Raw genomic sequence first — 23338 nt, 5'->3', positions numbered from 1 at the left:
TTTAAATAGTCAAAGAGCAGAATGTACAATAAATACTACGATTACGGAAGGTGTGCATAAGCTGATTCGTATGCATGGTTATTCCACAGTTCCGATCGCGGATATGGTGGGAACCTATGAGATTAAGCTCAATACGCACTGTGTCCTTAGCTTAGTGCTGATCAACTATGCGATCCATCATCTAGAAGCGCATGGCATGACGTATCAGCTTGCTTATACATTCAATTTACGGAATGGTCATGTCTATACTTTAGCAGAGTTATTTAAACCTGGGAGTCCTTATGTAGATCGATTAAACGATATGATTAAACAGCAGATCCAGGATAGAGAAATACAACTACTTCATGAGTTTAAGAGCATAGATGCAAACCAGTCCTTCTACATAACAGATAAGGATTTGGTTATTTATTTTCCGATCTATCAGTATACGCCATATTACTATGGTATTCTGACATTCCAGGTACCCTACACAGCTATTTCAGATCTTCTCGCTCCAAGTGGCCCGATATGCAAAATAAGGAACTAATCCATAGGACTGGTTCCTTAAGAAACGCACCGCCTTTAAGGACGGTGAGACTGTTTTTCCTTGTATTGGAGTAATTCGGAAACGGTAACAAATGTATAGCCTCTGCGGGCAAGCTCAGGCATTATTTGCTTTAAAGCAGCAGGAGTGCTGGATTTGCCTTCTACGTGATCGTGGAACAAGACAATGTCGCCATTACGAGCATTATTTAAGACCTTATTTACAATTTTGGCTACGGGTGGAGCTTTCCAATCTTCAGTATCCTGATGCCAAGACCATAGAATAATCTGGTAGCCCGCACCTCTAATCGCATTCACCATTTTCTCACTGTAATAACCACCAGGAGGGCGAAACAGCGTAGGTCTAAGACCCGTTGCTTTGAATATCGCATCTGAGGTTTTGGTTAGTTCTTGCAAGAGAAGGGTATCCGAACGTTGACGATTAAAGTAAGAATGATAAAATGTATGGTTGGCAATTTCATGGCCAGAAAGCATCTCAGCTTGAACAATATGAGGGAACCTCTCCACTCGGTTCCCAATGACGAAGAAAGTTGCTTTGGCATTGTATTGTTTAAGAATCTCCAGAATTTCTGTCGTTTCAACAGGATCAGGTCCATCATCAAAGGTAAGAGCTATGACCTTATTCTCAGTAGGTACCTCCCAAACAATTTCATTGCGTGCTTCATAATAGTCGCGTCCTTTAGATGGTGCGCCAAGCGCATAAGAAGGGCTAGATATGCAGCATAGCAAGCAGACTATGATGATCCCATTGACGAGCAGTTTCATTCACACAGACTCCTTTGACGGAATAATGTTTTCTTGATAGGTTGTACCTACCATGGACAAAATATAAGGGAGGAAATATTTATCCTCCGTAAGAGTCTCGGAATGCATGAGTTAAGCGGCTTTCATCGATTTCCCAAATGGATGCAATTTCTGGGGCAACATGCTCCTCCCACCAATTAGCTTGAGCTTTGCGATTAGATCGATTCTCCATAATGAACGTAATATTTTGCAATACTTTCTGGTAATAAAGCTCTTCTGCTTGTTTAACTTGATCGGCAGGAATATATTGTTTAAGCTTCTTAATCGTCCGCTCTAATTCTCTTCGACAGGCTCTGCGAATCGATCTTAAGTTAGGCGGCTTGGGATTATGTTTCTCAGTTATGTTATTGCGCATAATTATTGTCTCCCTTCCCATGCTACATCTTTATGCGAGAAGGCAGGTTTGAGCAACCTAGGGTAACGTATTGTATAGAAAATAACTTGAATATATTAGGTGATATCAGCATGGTTCAGTCTTCCAAGATATATCGGATTCAAAAAGTACTCAGTAATAACGTACTTCAAGTACAAGATGATTGCTCATCTCAAGAGTTTATTCTAATGGGCAAAGGAATAGGCTTTGGACGTAAGTCAGGGGAAGAGATTGCGCAAGATTACCCAAGTATCGAGAAAAAGTATGCCCTTCAAGGTTCAGAGGATCAATCTGAAGTGACTTTGGAGAATAGATCTGTATTGGAACATATCCATCCAGATGTTCAAGATGTTTCACGTCAAATCATTGCTTTGATTGTTGAGGAGTTTGCCACAACAGATCTGAATGAGCAGGTTTTTATTGCCTTGCCAAGTCATATCCAATTTGCAATTACAAGGCTTAATAATAATATCAACATTGTAAATCCATTCTGGTTTGAAATTCAGGCGCTGCATACGAAGGAATATGCGCTCGCTCAGAAGGCAGCAGAGTTGCTTGAGTCTAAATTTCATGTATCCATTCCAGATGCAGAAATAGGTTTTCTTACGATGCATATTCAATCGGCTGTTTGTCATTTATCAGTTGGCAATATCGTCTTGCACAATCAACTTGTCCTTGACTTGGTAGAGCAAATTGAGAAAGCACTTCATAAAGTCATCAATCGCAATGGCATGGATTACATTCGACTAATTACCCATTTACGATTTGCTATAGAACGTATAACAGAATCTAAGTCTAGTTCGAATCCGTTCGCCAAAGAGCTTAAAACAACTTTACCAGAGGAATATCGATTAGCTAAACAGCTTGCAGGTACGATAGAAACTAGCTTGGAGAAGTCTGTATCGGAAGATGAACTTGGCTATTTGGTTATGCATCTACACCGTTTGTTTCTAGTGGGATAATATGGAATAATTTGTTAAGAATTAAAAAAACCAACAGCATTGACGAATTAAGAGACACTATACTATACTTGAATTGTGTTAATTAGCGTGCGACTAGATTATTAGGCATGAGCTAACTGAGACAAGAGGCAGATTACTGCTTTCTTTCTTTGTAGCTCATGCTTTTTTTTGTGATTAAAAGGGCATGCTTAAACTAATTAGATCAGGAGGTGGCTTTATGTTTTTCAAAAAGAAAGGAATCAAACTAGTTGCACCGTTAAGTGGAACCGCTGTTTCTCTGGAAGAAGTGCCAGATCCAGCATTTTCACAAGGGTTAATCGGTGATGGAATAGCCATAAAACCAAATAAGGGTGTGCTCGTATCGCCTTGTGATGGAGAGGTTGCACATCTAATCGATACTTATCATTCTGTTATCATCGCTCATAAATCAGGTCTTGAAGTATTAATGCATATCGGTGTTAATACCGTTTCCTTGAAAGGTGAAGGATTTAATCCGCTAGTCAAAATGGGAGATGCTGTTAAACAAGGGCAGCCGTTAATCGAGTTTGATATTGCAGCAATTGAAGCAAAGGGTTTCCCTGTTATAACTCCGATTATAATGGCAAATGCAGAAGTTGTGAGCAAGTTAACGAAGAAGTCAGGTTCCATGACTGCTGGGGAAACACTTGCTTTAGAAGTAGAAGTAAAATAGTTGAAATAGGATACAACATACAACTTAGAACAACATCGAGGAAGGTGTAACTAACCATGTTAGGGTTTTTGCAAAAAATAGGGAAGTCTTTAATGCTTCCAGTTGCTTCACTACCTGCGGCGGCTATTTTGCTACGCTTCGGTAATATTGATTATGTAAAAGATTTTCACTTTGGTGCGGCAGGGGAATTTATTAACCATTACATCGCCCCATTCTTGGCGGCTGGGGGATCTGCTATTTTTGATAATTTGCCACTCCTCTTTGCCATAGGTCTTGCAATTGGACTTGCAGGCGATGCTGTTGCCACTTTAGCAGCCGTAATCGCGCATCTTGTACTTGTGAATGTATTAGCAAAGGTACCTTTAGCGTTTGATTATATTGGTGCTGATGTTAAGCTTGATATGGGGGTACTTGGTGGTATTCTCGCAGGGGGAATTGCGGCATTCTTTTACAATAAATATCACGATATTAAGCTTCCTGAATGGTTAGGCTTCTTCGGTGGTAAACGATTTGTACCTATTATTACTTCGGTTACAATGGTTGTCGTTGCTCTATTGTTTGGTTTAATTTGGGGACCTGTTCAGAATGCGATGGATGCATTTGGAACTTGGGTTGTTGCTCTTGGTGCTTGGGGATCAGGTATCTTTACCGTAGCCAATCGCATGCTTATTCCGTTCGGCTTGCACCACGTAATCAATGCCATTGCATGGTTCCAGATTGGCGACTTCACGAATGCTGTCGGTGACATTATTCATGGAGATTTGCATCGTTTCTTTGCAGGGGACAAAACAGCAGGTCTATTCATGACAGGCTTCTTCCCAATCATGATGTTCGCATTACCAGGCGCAGCGCTCGCCTTTATTCATACAGCTAGACCTGAAAGACGCAAGGATATAGCATCCGCTTTTATCGGACTTGCCATTGCATCTTTCTTAACAGGTATTACGGAACCTATTGAGTTTTCATTTATGTTCGCTGCGCCTGTGTTGTATGTCATCCATGCGATTTTGTCAGGGGTGTCCGCGTTCATCATGGTTACGCTTGGAGTCAAGCTTGGATTCGGATTCTCTGCGGGATTAATTGACTATGGAATCAACTTTCCGTTATCGACAAAGCCGCTTCTTCTCATTCCGGTTGGTCTTGCGTTCTTTGTTGTGTACTACTTGTTATTCCGTTTCTTGATCGTGAAGTTCAATCTTAAGACGCCAGGTCGTGAGGTTGAGACCGAAGATACAGGAGCAAGTGGGGCAGCAGCTACTAGTGCAGCTAGCGGTAAACCATCGTCTTTGCATGATAAAGCCGTTATGATTACTGAAATGTTAGGTGGTAAAGAGAATATTAAGAGCCTTGATGCTTGTATTACTCGTCTCCGCCTCACCTTGCATGATGACAAAATAATTGATGAAGCTGGACTTAAGCGTATTGGCGCCGCAGGGATTATGAAGCTTGGATCAGGCGCTGTACAGGTTATTTTCGGAACACAATCCGAATTGATTAAGGGTGAAATGCTTAAATTATAATTTTTGAGATATAGACAGAAATGGAGTGGCAACATGAAACAACAAACCTTTACTGTAAATAATCCGACGGGAATTCACGCTAGACCTTCTGGTGCGATCCTGAAAAAAGCAAGTGTATTCTCTTGTAAGGTTGAGCTTGAGAAGGCTGATGGTACGAAGACAAGTGCGAAGAGCATGGTTGGTGTGCTTAAATTAGGCTTAAAGCAAGGCGATCAAGTGACTGTTATTACTGACGGTGATGGTGAAGAAGAAGCTCTTCAAGCGGTTGGAGAAGTAATCGAATCTGTATTTGAATAAGGTGGTGTGATCCATGAGTAAATTAACTGGAATAGCAGCAGCTCCAGGATATGCGATCGGACCTGTATTCATCATGAGTGAAGAAAAATTAGTGACTGAACGCAAGAGCTTAACGGTCTATGAGGCACAAGGAGAAGTATCTCGTTTTACCGACCGTGTCGAGGAAGCTATAGTTCAGCTTAGAGAGCTAAAAGAGCAAACTCGTTTGAAAATTGGGGAAGAGCAAGCAGAAATTTTTGAGACACATATTCTAGTCCTGCATGATGAGGAATTTGTTGGTCGCATCAAAGAATTGATTCAGGAGCAATTAATTAATGCTGAAGCGGCATTGCAAGATGTAACAGACGAGCTAGTGATGATCTTTGAAAGTATGGATGATCCATATCTCAAAGAACGTGCTGCTGATTTTCGTGATGTGAGCAAGCGTGTGTTGGGCTTATTGCTTGGTGCCAAGCAAAAATCAATATCAGACTTTGATCAGCCAGTTGTTCTTATTGCGGGCGATCTTACGCCATCAGATACAGCACAGTTAGATCGTGATCGCGTTGCAGGCTTTGCTACGAATATTGGCGGCAGAACTTCGCACTCAGCTATTATGGCTAGATCGATGGAGATCCCGGCAGTCGTTGGCCTGAAGGATGTAACGAGTCAGCTATCCGATCAAGACTTCGTTATTTTAGATGGTTTCACAGGAACGCTTATCGTTAATCCATCGGAAGAACAGATCGCGGAATATCAGGAGAAGAAGCAGAAGTATGAAGTGCATAAAGAGCAGATGAAGAAATACTTGCATGCGCCTTCTGTTACTTCGGATGGTCATAAAGTTGAAATTGTATCGAATATTGGTAACCCGGGCGATGCCCTTGGCGCTAATCGTAATGGAGCGGAAGGCATTGGATTATTCCGTACAGAATTCCTCTATATGGGACGTGCTGACTTCCCGACGGAGGAAGAGCAGTTCAAAGCGTATAAAGAAGTGGCGGAAACGTTCAAAGAAGGAAGCCCAATTGTGATCCGTACACTTGATATCGGTGGAGACAAGGAACTGGATTACTTGGATTTACCGAATGAGATGAATCCTTTCCTTGGATACCGTGCGATCAGACTCTGTTTAGATCAGAAGGAAATGTTCAAGACGCAACTCCGTGCGATCCTACGCGCAAGTGCTTATGGTAACGTTAAGATGATGTATCCGATGATTGCGACGGTACAAGAGCTTCGAGCGGCTAACGCAATTCTCGCTGAAGTTAAACAGGATTTAGATGCGCGTCAGATCCCGTACAATTCTGCAATGGAAGTCGGCATCATGATCGAGATTCCAGCGGCAGTGCTCATATCTGACCAATTGGCGAAGGAAGTCGATTTCTTCAGTATTGGTACGAATGATCTTGTCCAATATACGATGGCGGCAGACCGTATGAACGAAAAAGTATCTCATCTGACTCAGCCGATGAATCCTTCGATTTTGCGTCTCATCAAAATGACAATCGACAATGCGCATAAAGAAGGCAAATGGGCTGGCATGTGCGGTGAAATGGCGGGCAGCTTAATTGCAATTCCAATCCTGCTTGGCTTAGGGCTGGATGAATTCTCGATGAGTGCTGGCTCCGTACTTCCTGCTCGTATGCTTATGAGCAATCTGAAGATTGAGGACGCAAAGAAAATCGCGAATGAAGCGTTAAATATGCAATCGGCTGCGGACATTGAGGCTCATGTCATTAAGAGCTTGCCCGCAGTTGCTGAGATGATATAACGATATCATGAATAAAGGGGTTGTCCCATAAGTCTTGACGGAAATGACTTATGGGATAACCCCTTTTTAATAGAATTTAGTTGACGTTAATATAGGCAATCATCGGTCCATTATGATTAGGGTCGGAATGTGTCTGGCAGATAAGTCGATACGTTCCTTCCTTGGTTGGTGTAAATTGAATGACGGTTTCTTTGCCTTGCTTAACCTCACCTTTAATATCTGTCCCTTCAATATAGAAGGAATGCAGCACTCCATTTATGCCATGGATTCGTAGTGTGATTGGCTCATCTTTATGTACGATAATGGTACCCGGATCCCAGCGGTAGGCTTCTATTACTTTGCCGTCTTTTGTAGTAGCTTTGTATTCAACGGTTACTAGATCAATTGTTCGTTCTTGTATCGGAACTGTAATTGCTGGTGTCGGACTCGGGGTTCTAACAAGCAAAACGACTGCTAATAGAGCGACAGCAATACAAACCATAAGAACAATATGTGATCTCTTGATAACGAAGCTCTTAATCATACAGTTTGTCCTCCTAACTAATCAAATTACTACATATATATGCAGGGGCTTGTCAACTATGTTAGTACATAACGCAAAAGTGGCTGATATAATTGAGATTATGTTAGAATAAACATGGGATAGGAAGCTTGGCTGCATCATCTATCCATAATGGGCTAAATATACATAGAAAGTGGGAGGAACATGTTAGGTGAAATCATCCATAACATTTTAGTGTTTTTGGAGGGATTGGGGTACTGGGGTGTCATGCTCGGTCTCATGATCGAGATCATTCCAAGTGAAATCGTACTTTCTTATGCTGGATATCTCGTGTATTCGGAAACTATTTCATTCTGGGGAGCCGTTGTTTTTGGAACCGTTGGTGGTGTCTTGGCCCAATTGTTTATTTATTGGGTGAGCCGTTACGGAGGCAGACCTGTATTGGAAAAGTTTGGTAAATACATCTTTATTAATAAAAAACACATGGATGTTGCAGAAGCATGGTTTAACAGATACGGTACAGGAATGATATTCGGTGCCAGATTCATTCCGATTGTTCGTCATGCCATATCGATTCCAGCAGGTTTAGCCAAGATGTCTCATGCTAAATTCATTACGCTGACCACATTAGCGGTTATTCCGTGGACGATCATCTTCGTCTATCTAGGCAAAACTCTTGGTGAAAAGTGGGAAGATATTAATGAGATTGCAGGTCCATATGTTAAATATTTTGTGGCGGCAGGTATTCTTCTGTTAGCTCTTTACTTTATTGTTAAACTATTGATGAAGAAGAAAGGGAGTCGCAAATCATGAGTAAGAATGTATCTGCAAAGATTGGACAAGGCATCACACCAGAGCAATTCATTCAGGGAATGACAAAGAATCAAGACAAGTTCCAGGAATACTATTCGCAATTCGAATGGCCAAGCCAGGAGGATAAGGAATTCTTTGAATCTTTGAATGATCGTGACGATTTGCGCTGCCTTATTCTTGCTGCCGATTGGTGCGGAGATGTCGTCAGGAATATTCCTGTTGTTTTCCGTGCGTTAGAGAACAGCGGAGTTCCTGTAGAAGTGATGATTAAGGAAGAGCATGAGGATTTGATGGATGAATTCTTGACATTAGGCGGCAAATCCATTCCAGTAGTGATTATCGCGGATACAGGGGGCTATGTACTGGGGCAGTGGGGACCTCGTCCTGCGCATATTCAAGAAGTGATGGTGCAGTTCAAACAGGTTAATCCGGATCGCAACAGTTCAACATATGAGGACAATTTAGCAGCTACCCGTCAAGAGATCCTGCGTCGCTATGGTGAAGGTACAGCATACCAAGCAGCCGTTGTCAGAGAGCTTCGTGAATTGTTGTCTACTTTCTAGAATCGGAAGAGTTAAAGGAGAACGATATGATTAACATCGAGACATTCACACTAGGACCTTTGCAAACCAATGCATATTTGTTAACGAATTCGGATCGTACCCGAGGAATTGTGATTGATCCAGGGATGAATCCAGCTGCACTACTTAGAAGGATTGAGAATATCGAGATTGAAGCTATCCTGCTCACGCATGCACATTTTGATCATATCGGCGGAGTGACGGCCGTTCGTGAAGCGAAGAAATGTCCTGTTTATTTGCATCCATTAGAGGCAGATTGGCTTACAAGCCCGAAGAAGAATGGTTCAATGAATTGGCCGCAGCTTGGCGGAGCGATAACGACAGATGAGGCCGAATATGATCTTGGAGAAGGTCAGATATTGAAACTCTTAGGGATAGAGCTTAAGGTGTTCCATACACCAGGCCATTCGCCAGGCAGTGTGTCCTTCTTATGGGAGAATCACTTGTTTAGTGGTGATGTACTCTTTAGGCTATCAGTTGGCAGAACGGATCTGCTAGGCGGAAGCTACCGGGATTTGGCTGACTCGATTCATGGCAAGCTATTTGAATTGGATGATCAGGTTGTCGTTTATCCAGGTCACGGACCTAAGACGACGATTGGATATGAGAAATTAAATAACCCACACGTTTAAGATTAACCTGCGCACTTGTCCACATTAGGATGGGTGCGTTTCTTTGTGCCTTGGATGGATTTGTCCATGTTCTCCAAAATTCTAGAGGAAATCATCCAAATAAATGGATGTTTGTCTATTTTACAAGGTACTGGGTAAACACCGTGTTCTTATGGGTTACACTCCCATAGACTGTTGATACCTAGAAAGTCGCCCTTAGATTACAGACTAGGAGGCGTAGACTGTGTAGGTGGTAAGATCTGTAGTTATGAATTCGTGCATGCAAGATTATGCCTGAATCCTATTAGCTTAAGATCAAAGGAGGTGTTCATCAGTTGGAGACTAAACCAATGAAAACTCATATGATGCCAATGCAAACTCCTATGATGCCAATGCATCATATGATGCCAATGCAAATGGAACCAATGAATGTGATTGAGGAGAAACCTATGCCTGCATTAATGATGCCTTATCAACCGCAAATGTGGCAGCAACCTGTTTATCATCACCCAGTTGTGAGCGCATGTCATCCTGCTAAAGCAAAAATTGCACATGTTGCGAAAGCTGCTCATTGCACATCACCTGGAGAAATACTTGTTCTATTCATTCTGCTAGTTATCATCAGTCGCTCATTTTTGGGTTGGAGAGGTTAAATGATAAACCTCGCTTCATGTTGAAGCGAGGTATTATTATGGTTAGAGAGATATAATTTTGTGAATAAATCAAATAATCGCACAATTATAGCAGAATGTGGTACTATTTATGGTAGGTTTTACTACATAAATAGGAGGTTTATAGTGTGCGTAAATATTTGAAGGAATTTTTGTTGGATGCGAGGATATTGTTCTTATCCGGCATGTTTATTATATATGTTGTTGCTGTTAGCCTGACAGCATATAACAGCAATATGTGGTTTATGGTTCTTGCTGGAATTGTCGCATTCTTTTTGCTAGAATATGTGATTCATCGCTATTTGCTGCATGGATATTTATCGAAGCTAATGCCCAAGGCACATGAAGGGCATGAAGATCATCATAACCATCCGGATGAGCTGAAGCATATGCTAACTCCGAATGTGTATACGATACCGTCACATTTGTTCTTGTGGGTAGTCACTACTATCTTACTGCGTAGTTTGCATTTAAGCAGCTGCTTTATGATCGGAATTGCACTCTACCAGTTCTATTATGAGTGGACGCACTTTGTATCGCACAGACCAATTGTGCCTATGACACCTTGGGGCAAATGGATGAAGAAATATCATCTACTGCATCATTATAAAAATTCTCGTCACTGGTATGGTGTCACAAACCCTGTATTCGATACGCTTATGGGTACAAACGTGTCACCGAAGAGCGTAGAGACAGATAAAACGAATTATATTCATAAGGGTTAGACTAACGTATTAAATATTCAGACTTTTGTTTGCGAAGGACGCAAACTTGTGAGCACATGCTTATAAGTTGCGTCCTTTTTATATGAGGGGGATTTGATGAGTCAAGTCGTACAATGGAAGCATAAGCATTGGTGATATCCTGTTCTCATTAGAGAAGATAATGATCGTATAGTATAATAAGGAAAAACCTTGAGAAACGTATCCGCTTTTAAAGGCGGTGGAATCGTTTCTACATGGATCGTGGATTAGCTTACATAACGGATGATCATGCAAAGGATGGATGATAGTGATGAGTAATCTTAAGGAATCACTTTATCAAGATCGTTTGGTTCGGCTTCAGCAAGCGATGAAGCAGCAAGGAATCAGTGGATTTATCGTGACACAGAATGTGGATTTGTATTATATGACGGGATCCATGCAGAACGGGAATTTGTTCGTGCCCGTAGATGGTGAGCCGATCTTTTATGTTCGCCGCAGTATTTCACGAGCAGTGACGGAGAGCGTGTACACAGTGGAGCCGATAGGTGCGCTGAAGACGCTGCAGCAGCAATTAAGCTCAGCTTCTTCTGGTAGCGAGGAACAGCCTCTTGTTCTTGCAACTGAATTTGATGTCCTGCCAGTTGCTCAATTTCAAAGGCTGCAAGCCATGTTCCCGGCTGCCAAGTGGGTCGATGGCTCCCTTATCATCCGGGAGCTTCGAATGATCAAATCGCCGCATGAAATCGCGGCGATCAAGCGCGCTGCCAGCGTCGTCGAACGAGCGCTGGCGTCAGGGCTGCGGCATGTCCGTGTCGGCATGCCGGAATTCGAGCTGATGGCTCATATCGAGCATCAGCTTAGAATACAGGCGCATGCAGGCATCATGCGCATGCGAGCGTACAACGCCGAGCTGATCACCGGCGTTGTAGCAGCCGGCTCCGCGGCGGCGGTGCCGACCTACTTCGACGGCCCCGCAGGCGGCCTCGGTCTCAGCGATGCGTCGCCGCAAAGCGCTTCGCGCCGCCAGATCCAGCAGGGTGAACCGATCCTGCTGGATCTGGGCTGCATGATCGATGGCTACGTCATCGATCAGACGCGCACAGCCGTCATAGGCACATTGCCAGAAGATCTGCAATATGCCTATGACGTAGCAGAAGCTGTGCTTCGGGCGACAGAAGCGAAGCTTAAACCAGGTACGCCATGCGAGGAACTGTATCTTGACGCACTGCGTCAAGTAGAGGACGCTGGATTAGCTGAGCATTTTATGGGCTATGGCGAGAATCGCGTCAAGTTCTTAGGGCATGGCATTGGGCTTGAGATTGATGAGCTGCCAGTTCTGGCAAAAGGCTTCAAATATCCATTAGAATCTGGAATGGTCATCGCGATTGAGCCGAAGTTTACGTTTGAAGGCAGGGGCGTTGTCGGGATTGAGAATACTTATCTCATCACAGACGACGGATTCGAGAAGCTGTCGATATCACCTGAAGGTGTCGCTTATCTATAAAGTTAGCCAAGTGGACAGTGGAATTGATTTCTGCTATAAAGAATTAAAGGTAAAATGGCTTGAGAGGTGATACCATGCTGCAACTAGGGGAAAAAGTTGTGATTGTTGGAGATTGCATTGAACAGGATTTGCCGATAGGTGAATATGGCTATGTGATTGCTTTTGATCGAAACGCAGATAATATATTTGATTATGTCATCCGAGTTCCTAAATTGAATAAGCATATCTTAGTAATGGCTGAAGATATAGAACCAGAATCTGTTCTTATGGAAGAAGAAGTAGATCGAATTGAGAGAGAAGCTTTGATCGATTTTGCATTAGCAACGAAGAATAAAGAGCTTTTCTATCATATAATGAACGGTCAAATGGAAGACGAAGAAATAATGCCTGCGAACAAAGAAGTTCAATCAACACAGGATTTTATTAAACAGATCAATCTGAGAGCTTGGATTTAATAGAGCATATAGTTGAAACTTGAACGTTGGATGTTCATAACATGGTAATGGTTGAGCAGAAAATGACGCTGCTCAACCATTTTGATTATCTGGCCACACCTGGATGTATTTTGTACATTCAAAATTGGCCAAAATGCCGATTTCTGAGTTTTGCCTGCATTTCGTGCAGGCAAAAGTAGCAAGTTGGGCTAGATTAGCTAAAACGATGAGTTTTGAATGTACGTTATGCAGGCAAAAGCTAATTCTGAGCAGAAACTGTGATTTTGCCTGTATGTTTTACATTCAAGTTGGTGTGAGGTTTGAAAATGATTCACGCTACACCCGATTTAGCCAACTACCAGTGTCTCCACCAACTGCATAGATAATATTACGAATAATAAAGTTACAGTTTCTGGTTAATCAACAGATGTGTTATCTGGCATTGTTTTAAGCCTGTGAGAGCAAAAAATCGTTCTGCTTCTTCATTGAGTTAAAGAGCTTAGTAAGCTATAATGTATTGCATGTTAGATGAATGGGACTAATTGGTGAACAAGTATTTATAAGGCTGATGTTAGAAGTGCGAAGGTTCATAACGTTTGTCGTTGAAAAGAGGTGTTGATAAGAATGAGCATTACGATTAAGGATGTTGAGCATGTTGCGAAGCTAGCAAGACTTGAGCTAAACATGGATGAGAAAGAGCAATTGACAGCGCAATTAAGCGGTATTCTTCAGTATGCTGAGCAGCTGAATGAATTGAATACGGATGATGTGCCGCCGACCTCTCATTCGATGCCGCTCGTGAATGTGATGCGTGAGGATGAGGTACGTCCGTCACTGCCAATCGAAAAAGTATTTCGCAATGCGCCTGATACGGAAGATGATCAATTTAAAGTACCAGCCGTTCTAGAATAGAACGATTAATAAATAACATAACTTGGAAGGGGGAGCTTTGCTTTGTCTCTTTTCGATTTGAGATTGCAGGAAATTCATAAGCGTCTGAACGACAGAAGTCTAAGCGTTCAAGAGCTCGTTGATCATTCATATACACGTATTGCTGAAGTTGAGCCTAGAGTTCAAGCTTTCCTAAAGCTGGATGAAGAAGGTGCTCGTGCTGCTGCAGCACAATTGGACGAGCTGCTCGTAAAGGATAATAGTGACAAGGGGCTTTTATTTGGCCTGCCGATCGGCATCAAGGATAACATTGTGACAGAGGGCATTACAACGACCTGTGCAAGCAAATTTCTTGCTAACTATGATCCGATCTATGACGCAACAGTCGTACGCAAATTAAAGGCTGCAGGTAGTGTAACAATTGGTAAACTTAATATGGATGAATTTGCGATGGGCGGTTCGAATGAGAACTCAGCATTCCATCCAACGTATAATCCTTGGAATTTAGAACATGTGCCTGGCGGTTCATCAGGCGGCTCGGCTGCTGCAGTTGCGGCTGGAGAAGTTTATTTTGCACTTGGCTCTGACACAGGCGGTTCTATTCGTCAACCAGCAGCTTATTGCGGAATTGTTGGGATGAAGCCTACATATGGTCTTGTATCTCGCTTCGGTCTTGTTGCATTCGCATCATCACTCGATCAAATCGGTCCATTAACGAAAAATGTTGAAGATGCTGCTTATTTGCTGCAAGCAATCGCAGGACATGACGGAATGGATTCCACATCAGCGAAAGTGGATATTCCTGATTATCGTGCCGCACTAACTGGAGATATTCGAGGATTACGAGTAGCCATTCCTAAAGAATATATGGGTAATGGAATTGACCCTGAGGTCAAGGAACGAATTCAAGAAGCGATTCGTGTGCTTGAAAGTCTTGGAGCTGTATGCGAGGAAGTATCCTTGCCGCATACGCAGTATGCGGTAGCAGCCTATTACTTGCTGGCTTCATCTGAAGCATCATCCAACCTAGCGCGTTTTGACGGCGTTCGTTACGGCAAGCGTGCGGATAACCCTGAGAATCTGCTAGATCTTTATCATAAGTCTCGCAGCGAAGGATTTGGTCCAGAAGTTAAGCGTCGTATTATGCTAGGAACATACGCTTTATCATCAGGTTACTATGATGCGTACTATTTGAAGGCTCAAAAAGTACGTACACTTATTAAGCAAGATTTTGATCAAGTATTTGCAAATTACGATATCGTTATTGGACCGACTGCTCCAACGACTGCATTCCGTATTGGTGAGCAAGTTGATAATCCGCTAACGATGTATTTGAACGATATTTTAACCATTCCTGTAAACTTGTCAGGTAATCCTGCAATCTCCGTTCCATGCGGAATGGTAAATGGGCTGCCTGTCGGCTTGCAGATAATCGGCAAAACATTAGATGATGCAATGGTTCTCCGAGTGGCACATGCATTCGAACAGAATACAGAACATCACAAAAAGCGTCCGGCGCTATAAACGATAGCCTTCGCTTACTAGACAAATGTTGGGGCGCCCCAAATTACAAACCAATCTTGTAGGAGGATTAACCTTATGTCAGTGGCTGACAAAAAATACGAAACGGTTATTGGACTTGAGGTTCACGTAGAGCTTCATACATCTTCCAAAATTTTCTGCGGATGCGCGACATCATTTGGTGCGCCGCCTAACTCGAATACATGCCCGATCTGCTTGGGGCATCCAGGTGTACTGCCAGTTCTGAACCGTCAGGCAGTTGACTATGCGATGAAAGCAGCTATGGCGCTTAATTGTGAAATTAGCAGAGATACGAAATTTGACCGGAAGAATTATTTCTACCCAGATTCCCCTAAGGCATATCAGATTTCGCAATATGATAAGCCAATTGGCGAGAATGGCTGGATTGAAATTGAAGTAGAAGGCAAGACCAAACGAATCGGGATTACCAGATTACATCTCGAAGAGGACGCAGGCAAGTTAACACATGTCGATGGAGGCAATGCATCGCTTGTAGATTTCAACCGTGTCGGAACACCTCTAGTTGAGATCGTATCTGAGCCAGATCTCCGTACACCGGAAGAAGCGCGCGCATACTTAGAGAAGCTAAGAGCAATTATGCAGTACTGCGATGTATCTGATGTCAAAATGGAAGAAGGCTCGATGCGCTGTGACGCGAATATTTCGATTCGTCCATGGGGACAAGAACAATTCGGTACCCGCGCCGAATTGAAGAATATGAATTCCTTCCGTGGGGTTCAGCGTGGTCTGGAATACGAAGAATGGCGTCAAGCTGAGGTTCTAGATGATGGGAATGAGGTTGTGCAGGAGACTCGCCGCTGGGATGAAGCGCAAGGCAAAACCTTGTCCATGCGTTCCAAGGAAGAGGCACATGACTATAGATACTTCCCAGATCCAGATCTAGTATCGCTCGCAATCGATGAAGCTTGGATTGAGCGGATTCGTGCTACGATCCCAGAGCTGCCAGATGCGCGTAAAGCACGTTACACTGCTAATTACGGCTTGCCAAGCTATGATGCAGAGGTGATTACAGCTTCGATGCAGATTGCGAATTTATTCGAGGAATCTCTTCAGTATACGAAGGATGCGAAGCAAGTATCGAATTGGATCATGGGTGATCTGCTAGGATTCATGAACGCCAATAACCTTGAGCTGCAGGATGTGAAGATTACAGGTCAAGGTCTCGGCGAGATGATTAATCTAATCGAGAACGGAACCATTTCGAATAAAATTGCGAAAACCGTGTTTAAATCCATGATTGAGACAGGAAAAAATCCGAAACAAATCGTTGAGGAGCAAGGGCTTGTCCAAATTAGCGATGAAGGAGCAATCAAAGCCATCGTTGAGAACGTGGTAGCGAACAATCCGAAATCTGTTGCAGACTATAAAGCTGGCAATGAAAAAGCGATTGGATTTATCGTTGGACAGGTTATGAAGGAGACCAAAGGAAAAGCAAATCCTGGTTTGGTAAATAAACTAATAGTAGAAGTGTTGAATGCATGAGATCATAAAGACGGTGAAACTGTTTCTTCTTGTTCCATCATTTCATGATCAAAGCATAATTTATCATGTTAAGCGGCATATCTTAGGGTATGTCGCTTTTGTTTCATATTATAGAATTAATCTTATTTATGTAAATAAATTCCATTATTGAAGGGATGTCACTCATGAATCCATGGCATATTGATACGTTGCATCTAACATTAAGACTGCTTATGGCAGTCGTTTTTGGTGGACTTATTGGTTTTGAACGAGAAATGTCGAATAGCGCGGCTGGTTTGCGTACACATATTTTGGTATGTGTGGGATCAACACTCGTGATGCTGATATCGATTTACGGTTTTGCAGATTTTGTGAATGAAGTTAACGTTCGTATTGATCCATCGCGTCTTGCAGCACAAGTTATTACTGGCGTCGGCTTCCTAGGAGCAGGTACCATTTTAACAACAGGCAATGTTATTAAAGGTCTTACTACGGCTGCTTCCGTATGGGTCGTTGCTTCTATGGGGTTAGCAATAGGAGCTGGCTTCTATTACCCTGCCGCTGTTGCTTTCGTACTCGTCATTTTGTCCTTATGGGTGCTGAATAAGGCAGAGAAGAAATTCATTCGTCTAAAAAAACAACATGTACTGAAATTACAAATTGTCGATCATCCAGGCTTGCTAGCGCATTTATCTACGATTATCACAAATAACAAAGCGGACATTCGTAAAATGAACGTCGATATGGAGCAGGAAGGTGCTTCTCTTGTACTCGTTTATACCGTTATGTTACCTAGAGGAAGCGCATCTTCTATTGTTGAACAATTGGCACAGATCGAAGGTGTACAGAAAATAAGCATTGAATAAATTTATAAAAAAAGTTTACGTGGTTTGAAGGGATCGTTTATTTTTTGACGTCTAATCTTATAAATCAGTTTGAAAGAGAGGTAAATAGGAGTGGAGCAACTGACGGATGAACAAATAATTGAACAAGTCCGTCAGGGTCAGATGGAAGTGTATCGGATGCTAGTTGATCGACATCAAGGCTACATATACACGATAATCCGCCAGATGGTCGATCATACAGAGACTGCTGAGGACTTAACGCAAGAGGTATTTGTAAAGATGTATCGTTCGATAGAGGGATATAGAGGGGATGCAAAGCTAACAACTTGGCTGTATCGCCTTACAGTCAATGTGGTGCAGGATTATCGTCGATCGCTTAAACGCAGACCTTTACAGAGTGCGATGGCAAAAGTAAAGGACTGGCTATCATATAATGAAGCACAGCCGGAAGAACAGATTATATCCCGAGAAGAACGTGATCTAAAGTGGCAATTGATCGCTGAACTACCAGACAAGTATCGATTGATTCTTATCCTTCATTACTTGAAAGAATTCAGCTACCAAGAAATTGCCGAGATTACACAAATGCCGATTAAAACGATAGAGACTAGATTGTACAGAGCCAAGAAAATGCTGCAAGAGCGATGGATGGAGGTAGAGCGTATTGATTATCAAAAATATAACACACAAGAAAAAATCACCTGATGAAATCCATATAAATGATCAATGGCTGCACCATCTGCCGATGGAGCAGCCAAGGGCTGGCTTTACAGATCGCGTTATGATGGAACTTGCCAGAGAGCCACACATGGCTTCGAATGAGCAAGCCGAAGTAGCGCCAGTCTTCCGTCTAAGACGTGAATTCCTGCATGGTCTGACTGCAGCATTATCTACTTATGTATTCATTCAGACAGGAATCATGGGCAAGATCCTGACGCTTGACGCTACGATTCATCATTTGCTCCATTTGATTGACCAATTAATAAAATAATGATTTTAAATAAGAGGAGAGTAAATCAATGAATCAATCCTACCAAAACCACGATATGGATCCGTATGATAATTACCCGCGATATGAACCTGTATACAAGAGAAAGAGAAAATGGCTGGCAGGATTATTTTCTATGTTTGTTCCTGGATTAGGACATATGTACTTAGGTCTTTTACAAAGAGGACTTATGTTCATGTTCTTAATCGCTGTAAATATATCGTTCATCACGTTAATCGTAAACAATGGCGATCCGAATGTAGCTTTAGTAACGATTATATCCCTGTGTATTCCGATTACCTATTTCTATACGATTTTTGATGTGCTTCAATATACCGATCGAATCAACTACTTTATCTCACTTGGCGGCACGACACCAGAGGCAATCAAGCAACTCTCAGGCAATAACAACTTAGGTTTCATGCTGATTGCTGTTGGCGGATGGTTTTTCCTATTAAGCGTGAATCCGAAATGGCTGACCTTTATTTTCGAATCTGCACTCGGTTCGTATATTGGTGGAATTTTGCTCGTTATTGCAGGTGTCGTTATGATTTTTCTGAATCAGCGCAAAAAATAATTCGAGTTTGATCTGGAGGATAATTGATGATTAAAGTAGGCCGCTATACATCAGGCTTGATATTGCTTCTTGTTGGAGCATCAATTTTACTTGAGTTCGCAGTTGGCGGGGACAAAATTTCCTGGCTACTCGTCTGGTGGCCTGGAATCTTTATTCTGCTTGGCCTTGAATATTTATATTATAGTTCTCGCTATCGGAATGAAGATCGCAAGATGAAATTAGATTTGCTTGGACTTATGATTACAGCGATCGTTTCTATTGTTATTATCGGTGGTGTTCGAGCACCAGCGGTTATTAACTTACTTAAGCAGAACCATATTGTCGATATTATTTCAGGTGAAATCGATGGCTATCAGAATAAAACTGGCTATTCATTTGATAAACAATATACACAGATTCCGTTTGATTCCGAGACGAATCAAATTGTATTGGAAAATGTGAGTGGCAATCTTTCAGTACAATCAGGCGATAGTGATCAGATTCAGATTCAAGCTGTCGTATGGGTTGATGTAGACTCAAAGCAAGAAGCTGAGCGCATAGCTGATCAAACTGAGGTCAAATTTAAGGGCGGCAGCGTACTAGAAATTAAAGCGGAAGGTCCTAAATATTCTCATGGTATCGGAACGAAATCGCAACCCGATGTCGATCTTGTCATAACGATTCCTGAGAACCATCCACTAGAATCATTTAAAGCAGACTTTGTTAATGGCAAACTTGATCTGTCTGATCTGAAACAAATTAACAACATCAAGCTTGATTTAGTAAATGGAGAAATTATTATTGCGAACGTGCAATCGATCAATGTTGATTTAATTAATGGCAGATTTAGTGCAACGGATATTGCTGGAGACTTAAAAGTCGATGTGAAGCGTGGTGAGGTTGACATTGATCAAGTTGCAGGCAAATTGGATGTTAGTACGAATCTGTCGGATATTCATGTCGCATCTGATCAAATCGGGGGCAATTGGGCAGTTGAGAACACTTTAGGTAGGATTAAGCTTGAGCTTCCGCGAGAAGGTAACTATACGGTTAATTCCAAAGTTCTGGGGCAAGTTATAACGGATGCTCCATTTTCAGTTGATCACAGCAAAGTCAAAGGCGTTGTTGGCGATGGAAAGTATACAATCGAAGCTGAAACTACAGGTGAATTAGAGATTTCCCAGAATTAATTTTCATTTATGCAAGCTGTTTCATTGACAAGAAAACATTTTCACAATTACAATAATGTATATACTTTAATTAAGCAGAAAAGTAGGTGGTATGTACATGTCTATTCAGCTTTCAGAGGCTCTAGATAAACTTAAGAACAATGGAGTTCGCATGACGCCGCAGCGGCATGCCATTTTATCGTATCTGCTTCATTCCCTGAATCACCCTACTGCGGATGAGATTTATAAGGCTCTAGAATCCAAATTTCCTAATATGAGTGTGGCAACCGTGTACAATAACTTGAAGGTTTTCATGGAAACGGGTCTAGTACGCGAATTGACATATGGAGATTCCTCCTCACGTTTTGACGCAGATATGAGTGAGCATTATCATGCGACATGTGTGGGTTGTGGTAAAATTGTAGATTTTGAAATCCCTGCATTTATGGATGCAGAGATGGCAGCCAGTAAATTAACGAATTTTAATGTACATGGCCATAGGTTTGAAGTCTATGGTACTTGTCCTGATTGTACGAAAACAAGAATGCATTGATTCGATTCATTTCTGACATGGTTTATGAATGATAAGTATGAACGTGTCCGCCTTAATCTTTACTCGGGGGCGTGATGCGTTTTTATTTGTTTTGTAGCCTATTTTATTATGAAAATGATGCAAGGAAGTGATGGTAATTAAAAAACTATTCAGGTGGATGATTTTATTACTTATCTGTGCAGCATTAGGATACTTTGCTTATTCCCTCACACAGCGTGAGGTTCCAAACGATGAGCATGTTGGCATAGAATATTATGGCAAAACGAAGCCTATCTTTTATAATGGAGAAATTTTCGCAGATTCTGCAATAGGAGAGAAGGATGGCCTTAAGCTGCCATTTGAATTTGTTCGGACTTATATCGATTCAACTATTACTTATGATAACTCTAGCAAGTCGGTTATTGTAACAACAGAAGATAAAGTTGTAAGACTTCGTACAAACGGGCAGAAATCAACCATTAATCAACAACCGATTAATCTCCAATTTCCAATTGAGAGTCAAGATGACGTTGTTTATATTCCTATTGATCCGCTCCTAGATCTCTATGATCTTGAAATACGAGAGAATGAACAGACAGGAATTGTTACGCTTGTTAAAGCAGGGAATCCGATTCAATATGGGCTTGTTACGAAGCAAAAGAAGGACAAACCCGTGCCTATGCGGACAGGTGCATCGATTCGTGAGCCTATTCTAAGTGATTTAGCGGCAGATACCTCTTTGATGATTTGGAATGAAACAGATGAATGGTATCATGTGCAGCTTGAGAATGGTTTGGTCGGATATGTGCAGAAGCAACAGGTTCATCTAGACCGTAATGAGACAGTGCCTCATCGTAAAGAGCCTGTAAAGCCTTATATCCCTTGGAAGCCTACTGGCGGCAAAATCAATCTGACTTGGGAGCATGTAACAGGGAAGAATCCGAATACGGATGAGATTGGTCCGATGCCAGGGCTGAATGTGATATCGCCAACTTGGTTTCATTTAGCTGATGCGGAAGGCAATCTTAAGAATAATGCAGATGCAGCTTACGTAAAGTGGGCACATGGACGCGATTTGCAAGTATGGGGTCTAGTGGACAATTCCTTTGATCCGAAATTGACCTCGCAAGCACTTTCAACCTACGATCGACGCATGACGACGATTAAGCAGTTATTATCTTTTGCTAAATTGTACAAGTTGGAAGGAATCAATCTTGATTATGAGAATGTATCAACGAAGGATAAGCAGAATTTCATCCAATTCGTACGTGAATTCACGCCTCTAGCCCATGAGCAGGATCTAGTTGTATCGATTGATGTGACACCTAAATCCGAATCTGAAGGCTGGTCGCTGTTCTTGGATCGTCGCGTACTGGCAGAGACGGTTGATTATATGATCTTAATGGGATATGACGAACATTGGGGATCTAGCCCTAAAGCAGGCTCTGTAGCTTCTTTACCTTGGGTAGAAAATGCATTAACGCGAATTCTGGAGGAAGATGATGTTCCACCTTCCAAGTTCATTCTAGCAGTACCTACATTTACGAGAGAGTGGACGGAAGAACAGGTAGAGGGTAAGACCAAGGTAACTTCCAAAGCAATCTTTATGTCCAGACAAGAACGTACGATTCGGGAAAAGAAGCTCACACCTACTTTCTTAGAAGAGGTAGGGCAGAATTATGTCGAGTATAAGGAAGGCACTGCGGTTAAGAAAATATGGATGGAAGATGCTGTATCCATGAAATCAAGAGTGGAGCTCGTGAAAAAGTATAATCTAGCGGGAATCGCATCTTGGCGGAGAGGCTTTGAAGAACCTGAAATCTGGGATGTTATTCAAGAAAACCTGACTAAGCGTCCCTAAATAAAGAATAAGAAGGCAGCCGTGATGGCTGCCTTCTTTTTATAGTGTGCTCGATTTAGCTTTGCTCAGCGGATTTAAGATTAGGATCCAGCGTTAAGATGGTTCTGCAGAACATGCAGCGATCTGTTGTGCCTAGCAATTTCGTTTGCTTTTTGCATTCAGGACATTCAATCACGACAGCTGAGGTGGATAGCATACCTGCGGCAAAATAAACAATCATGCTCGCCAGCATACTGACCATTCCAATGATTCCGAAAATAATGGCGATTACGCGACCGATTTGACCCCAATCAAAGACAATACCTGCCAGACCCACGATCATTAGCAGCATTCCGCCCATCGTTAGCAGCAAGCCCCATAGGCGAAACTCGTTAACCTTACTTGTTCTAAAAAGTTTCCCTTTAATATTAGCCATATGAACACCCTCTCTTATTCATAAGTCATTTTACCAGTTTTGTCACATAATCTTAGGAGGTAATTATGACTAATTGAAGAATAATATATGCAGTACTTTTCTTTACAATAAAGCTTAAATTCTAGCTGTATTTATTATAGTAAAGTCTATGTGTCCATACAAGCATGTTAGCTCTAAGGAGGACAAAGAGAATGGAGCGAGATGTTTTCTCAGCAGGTTTACAGTGTGACTCATTAGAATTGTCTCAAGACATTCAAAATCAAAAATTATTTGTGGAATACACCAAGCTTCTTT

28 protein-coding genes (1 of these 28 only partly in view) are annotated in these 23338 nt (G+C 42.0%); 24 read left to right on the top strand and 4 right to left on the bottom strand.

Annotated features, from left to right (window positions below):
• Nucleotides 1-52: 52 nt before the first annotated feature.
• The gene (locus E0485_RS21155; protein ID WP_132420071.1) at nucleotides 53-526 is read left to right on the top strand and encodes an RsiV family protein; all 474 of its coding nucleotides are present in this window, start codon (nucleotides 53-55) and stop codon (nucleotides 524-526) included.
• 35 nt (nucleotides 527-561) lie between these two features.
• Here the strand turns inward: E0485_RS21155 and E0485_RS21150 are convergent, their stop codons facing one another.
• Together E0485_RS21150 and E0485_RS21145 are read right to left on the bottom strand one after the other, a co-directional pair.
• Nucleotides 562-1308, bottom strand: a complete 747-nt coding sequence (locus E0485_RS21150; protein WP_132420070.1) for a polysaccharide deacetylase family protein — start codon at nucleotides 1306-1308, stop codon at nucleotides 562-564.
• Between the two features lie 79 nt (nucleotides 1309-1387).
• A complete protein-coding gene (locus E0485_RS21145) occupies nucleotides 1388-1702 on the bottom strand; it encodes a dehydrogenase (RefSeq protein ID WP_132420069.1) in 315 nt (104 codons plus the stop codon).
• 110 nt (nucleotides 1703-1812) lie between these two features.
• On the opposite strand from E0485_RS21145, the gene E0485_RS21140 reads away from it, so the two are divergent.
• From E0485_RS21140 to ptsP, 5 genes are all read left to right on the top strand, one after another.
• Nucleotides 1813-2682, top strand: a complete 870-nt coding sequence (locus E0485_RS21140) for a PRD domain-containing protein (RefSeq protein ID WP_132420068.1) — start codon at nucleotides 1813-1815, stop codon at nucleotides 2680-2682.
• Nucleotides 2683-2899: 217 nt separating this feature from the next.
• The gene (locus E0485_RS21135; RefSeq protein ID WP_132420067.1) at nucleotides 2900-3373 is read left to right on the top strand and encodes a PTS sugar transporter subunit IIA; all 474 of its coding nucleotides are present in this window, start codon (nucleotides 2900-2902) and stop codon (nucleotides 3371-3373) included.
• Nucleotides 3374-3429: 56 nt separating this feature from the next.
• Nucleotides 3430-4893, top strand: coding sequence for an N-acetylglucosamine-specific PTS transporter subunit IIBC (gene nagE, locus E0485_RS21130; RefSeq protein ID WP_132420066.1), 1464 nt, complete (start codon nucleotides 3430-3432; stop codon nucleotides 4891-4893).
• Between the two features lie 33 nt (nucleotides 4894-4926).
• On the top strand, nucleotides 4927-5190 hold the full coding sequence (locus E0485_RS21125; RefSeq protein ID WP_132420065.1) for an HPr family phosphocarrier protein: 264 nt from the start codon (nucleotides 4927-4929) through the stop codon (nucleotides 5188-5190).
• Nucleotides 5191-5203: 13 nt separating this feature from the next.
• Complete coding sequence (ptsP, locus tag E0485_RS21120) at nucleotides 5204-6943, top strand: phosphoenolpyruvate--protein phosphotransferase (protein WP_132420064.1); 1740 nt, start codon at nucleotides 5204-5206, stop codon at nucleotides 6941-6943.
• 76 nt (nucleotides 6944-7019) lie between these two features.
• On the opposite strand, the gene E0485_RS21115 is transcribed toward ptsP, so the two are convergent.
• A complete protein-coding gene (locus E0485_RS21115; RefSeq protein ID WP_132420063.1) occupies nucleotides 7020-7466 on the bottom strand; it encodes a cupredoxin domain-containing protein in 447 nt (148 codons plus the stop codon).
• Between the two features lie 183 nt (nucleotides 7467-7649).
• Here E0485_RS21115 and E0485_RS21110 point away from each other — a divergent pair, with 183 nt between their 5' ends.
• The 17 genes from E0485_RS21110 to E0485_RS21030 all read left to right on the top strand — a co-directional run bounded on the left by E0485_RS21110 (nucleotide 7650) and on the right by E0485_RS21030 (nucleotide 22629).
• Nucleotides 7650-8258 carry a DedA family protein gene (locus E0485_RS21110; RefSeq protein WP_132420062.1) on the top strand — a complete coding sequence of 203 codons (609 nt, stop codon included), beginning with the start codon at nucleotides 7650-7652 and terminating at the stop codon, nucleotides 8256-8258.
• Nucleotides 8255-8821, top strand: a complete 567-nt coding sequence (locus E0485_RS21105) for a thioredoxin family protein (protein WP_132420061.1) — start codon at nucleotides 8255-8257, stop codon at nucleotides 8819-8821. Before E0485_RS21110 ends, E0485_RS21105 begins: the two co-directional genes overlap by 4 nt.
• Before the next feature lie 26 nt (nucleotides 8822-8847).
• Nucleotides 8848-9471 carry an MBL fold metallo-hydrolase gene (locus E0485_RS21100; RefSeq protein WP_132420060.1) on the top strand — a complete coding sequence of 208 codons (624 nt, stop codon included), beginning with the start codon at nucleotides 8848-8850 and terminating at the stop codon, nucleotides 9469-9471.
• A 314-nt stretch (nucleotides 9472-9785) separates the two neighbouring features.
• Nucleotides 9786-10103: a hypothetical protein gene (locus E0485_RS21095; RefSeq protein WP_132420059.1), complete on the top strand. Its 318-nt coding sequence runs from the start codon at nucleotides 9786-9788 to the stop codon at nucleotides 10101-10103.
• Nucleotides 10104-10249: 146 nt separating this feature from the next.
• Entirely contained in the window at nucleotides 10250-10846 is a 597-nt protein-coding gene (locus E0485_RS21090) for a sterol desaturase family protein (RefSeq protein ID WP_132420058.1), read from the top strand.
• A 289-nt stretch (nucleotides 10847-11135) separates the two neighbouring features.
• Nucleotides 11136-12329 (top strand): M24 family metallopeptidase, encoded by a 1194-nt coding sequence (locus E0485_RS21085; protein ID WP_132420057.1) that lies wholly within the window; start codon nucleotides 11136-11138, stop codon nucleotides 12327-12329.
• Nucleotides 12330-12403: 74 nt separating this feature from the next.
• Nucleotides 12404-12784 carry an ATPase gene (locus E0485_RS21080; protein WP_132420056.1) on the top strand — a complete coding sequence of 127 codons (381 nt, stop codon included), beginning with the start codon at nucleotides 12404-12406 and terminating at the stop codon, nucleotides 12782-12784.
• A gap of 603 nt (nucleotides 12785-13387) precedes the next feature.
• Nucleotides 13388-13675, top strand: coding sequence for an Asp-tRNA(Asn)/Glu-tRNA(Gln) amidotransferase subunit GatC (gatC, locus tag E0485_RS21075; protein WP_132420055.1), 288 nt, complete (start codon nucleotides 13388-13390; stop codon nucleotides 13673-13675).
• A gap of 42 nt (nucleotides 13676-13717) precedes the next feature.
• Complete coding sequence (gene gatA / locus E0485_RS21070) at nucleotides 13718-15178, top strand: Asp-tRNA(Asn)/Glu-tRNA(Gln) amidotransferase subunit GatA (protein WP_132420054.1); 1461 nt, start codon at nucleotides 13718-13720, stop codon at nucleotides 15176-15178.
• A 75-nt stretch (nucleotides 15179-15253) separates the two neighbouring features.
• On the top strand, nucleotides 15254-16699 hold the full coding sequence (gene gatB, locus E0485_RS21065) for an Asp-tRNA(Asn)/Glu-tRNA(Gln) amidotransferase subunit GatB (protein WP_132420053.1): 1446 nt from the start codon (nucleotides 15254-15256) through the stop codon (nucleotides 16697-16699).
• A gap of 164 nt (nucleotides 16700-16863) precedes the next feature.
• Nucleotides 16864-17544 carry an MgtC/SapB family protein gene (locus E0485_RS21060; protein ID WP_132420052.1) on the top strand — a complete coding sequence of 227 codons (681 nt, stop codon included), beginning with the start codon at nucleotides 16864-16866 and terminating at the stop codon, nucleotides 17542-17544.
• Between the two features lie 90 nt (nucleotides 17545-17634).
• Nucleotides 17635-18228 carry an RNA polymerase sigma factor gene (locus tag E0485_RS21055; RefSeq protein WP_132420051.1) on the top strand — a complete coding sequence of 198 codons (594 nt, stop codon included), beginning with the start codon at nucleotides 17635-17637 and terminating at the stop codon, nucleotides 18226-18228.
• Entirely contained in the window at nucleotides 18188-18514 is a 327-nt protein-coding gene (locus E0485_RS21050) for a hypothetical protein (RefSeq protein ID WP_132420050.1), read from the top strand. Before E0485_RS21055 ends, E0485_RS21050 begins: the two co-directional genes overlap by 41 nt.
• A 28-nt stretch (nucleotides 18515-18542) precedes the next feature.
• The gene (locus E0485_RS21045; protein ID WP_132420049.1) at nucleotides 18543-19088 is read left to right on the top strand and encodes a hypothetical protein; all 546 of its coding nucleotides are present in this window, start codon (nucleotides 18543-18545) and stop codon (nucleotides 19086-19088) included.
• Nucleotides 19089-19114: 26 nt separating this feature from the next.
• The gene (locus E0485_RS21040; protein WP_132420048.1) at nucleotides 19115-20257 is read left to right on the top strand and encodes a DUF4097 family beta strand repeat-containing protein; all 1143 of its coding nucleotides are present in this window, start codon (nucleotides 19115-19117) and stop codon (nucleotides 20255-20257) included.
• 97 nt (nucleotides 20258-20354) lie between these two features.
• Entirely contained in the window at nucleotides 20355-20789 is a 435-nt protein-coding gene (locus E0485_RS21035; protein WP_132420047.1) for a Fur family transcriptional regulator, read from the top strand.
• 157 nt (nucleotides 20790-20946) lie between these two features.
• Complete coding sequence (locus tag E0485_RS21030; RefSeq protein ID WP_235857663.1) at nucleotides 20947-22629, top strand: glycosyl hydrolase family 18 protein; 1683 nt, start codon at nucleotides 20947-20949, stop codon at nucleotides 22627-22629.
• A 55-nt stretch (nucleotides 22630-22684) separates the two neighbouring features.
• On the opposite strand, the gene E0485_RS21025 is transcribed toward E0485_RS21030, so the two are convergent.
• Nucleotides 22685-23044 (bottom strand): DUF2614 family zinc ribbon-containing protein, encoded by a 360-nt coding sequence (locus E0485_RS21025; protein ID WP_132420045.1) that lies wholly within the window; start codon nucleotides 23042-23044, stop codon nucleotides 22685-22687.
• A gap of 191 nt (nucleotides 23045-23235) precedes the next feature.
• Between E0485_RS21025 and E0485_RS21020 the strand changes: the two genes are divergently transcribed.
• Nucleotides 23236-23338 carry the 5' end (the start) of a hypothetical protein gene (locus E0485_RS21020; protein ID WP_132420044.1) on the top strand. The gene runs 476 nt beyond the window's last position, so 103 of the gene's 579 nt are visible here — the first part of the coding sequence; the start codon lies at nucleotides 23236-23238; the stop codon falls past the right edge of the window.

The sequence above is a fragment of the Paenibacillus albiflavus genome (genome assembly GCF_004344915.1).
Classification (GTDB): domain Bacteria; phylum Bacillota; class Bacilli; order Paenibacillales; family NBRC-103111; genus Paenibacillus_AM; species Paenibacillus_AM albiflavus.
This window is presented reverse-complemented; position numbering and strand designations above follow the sequence as displayed.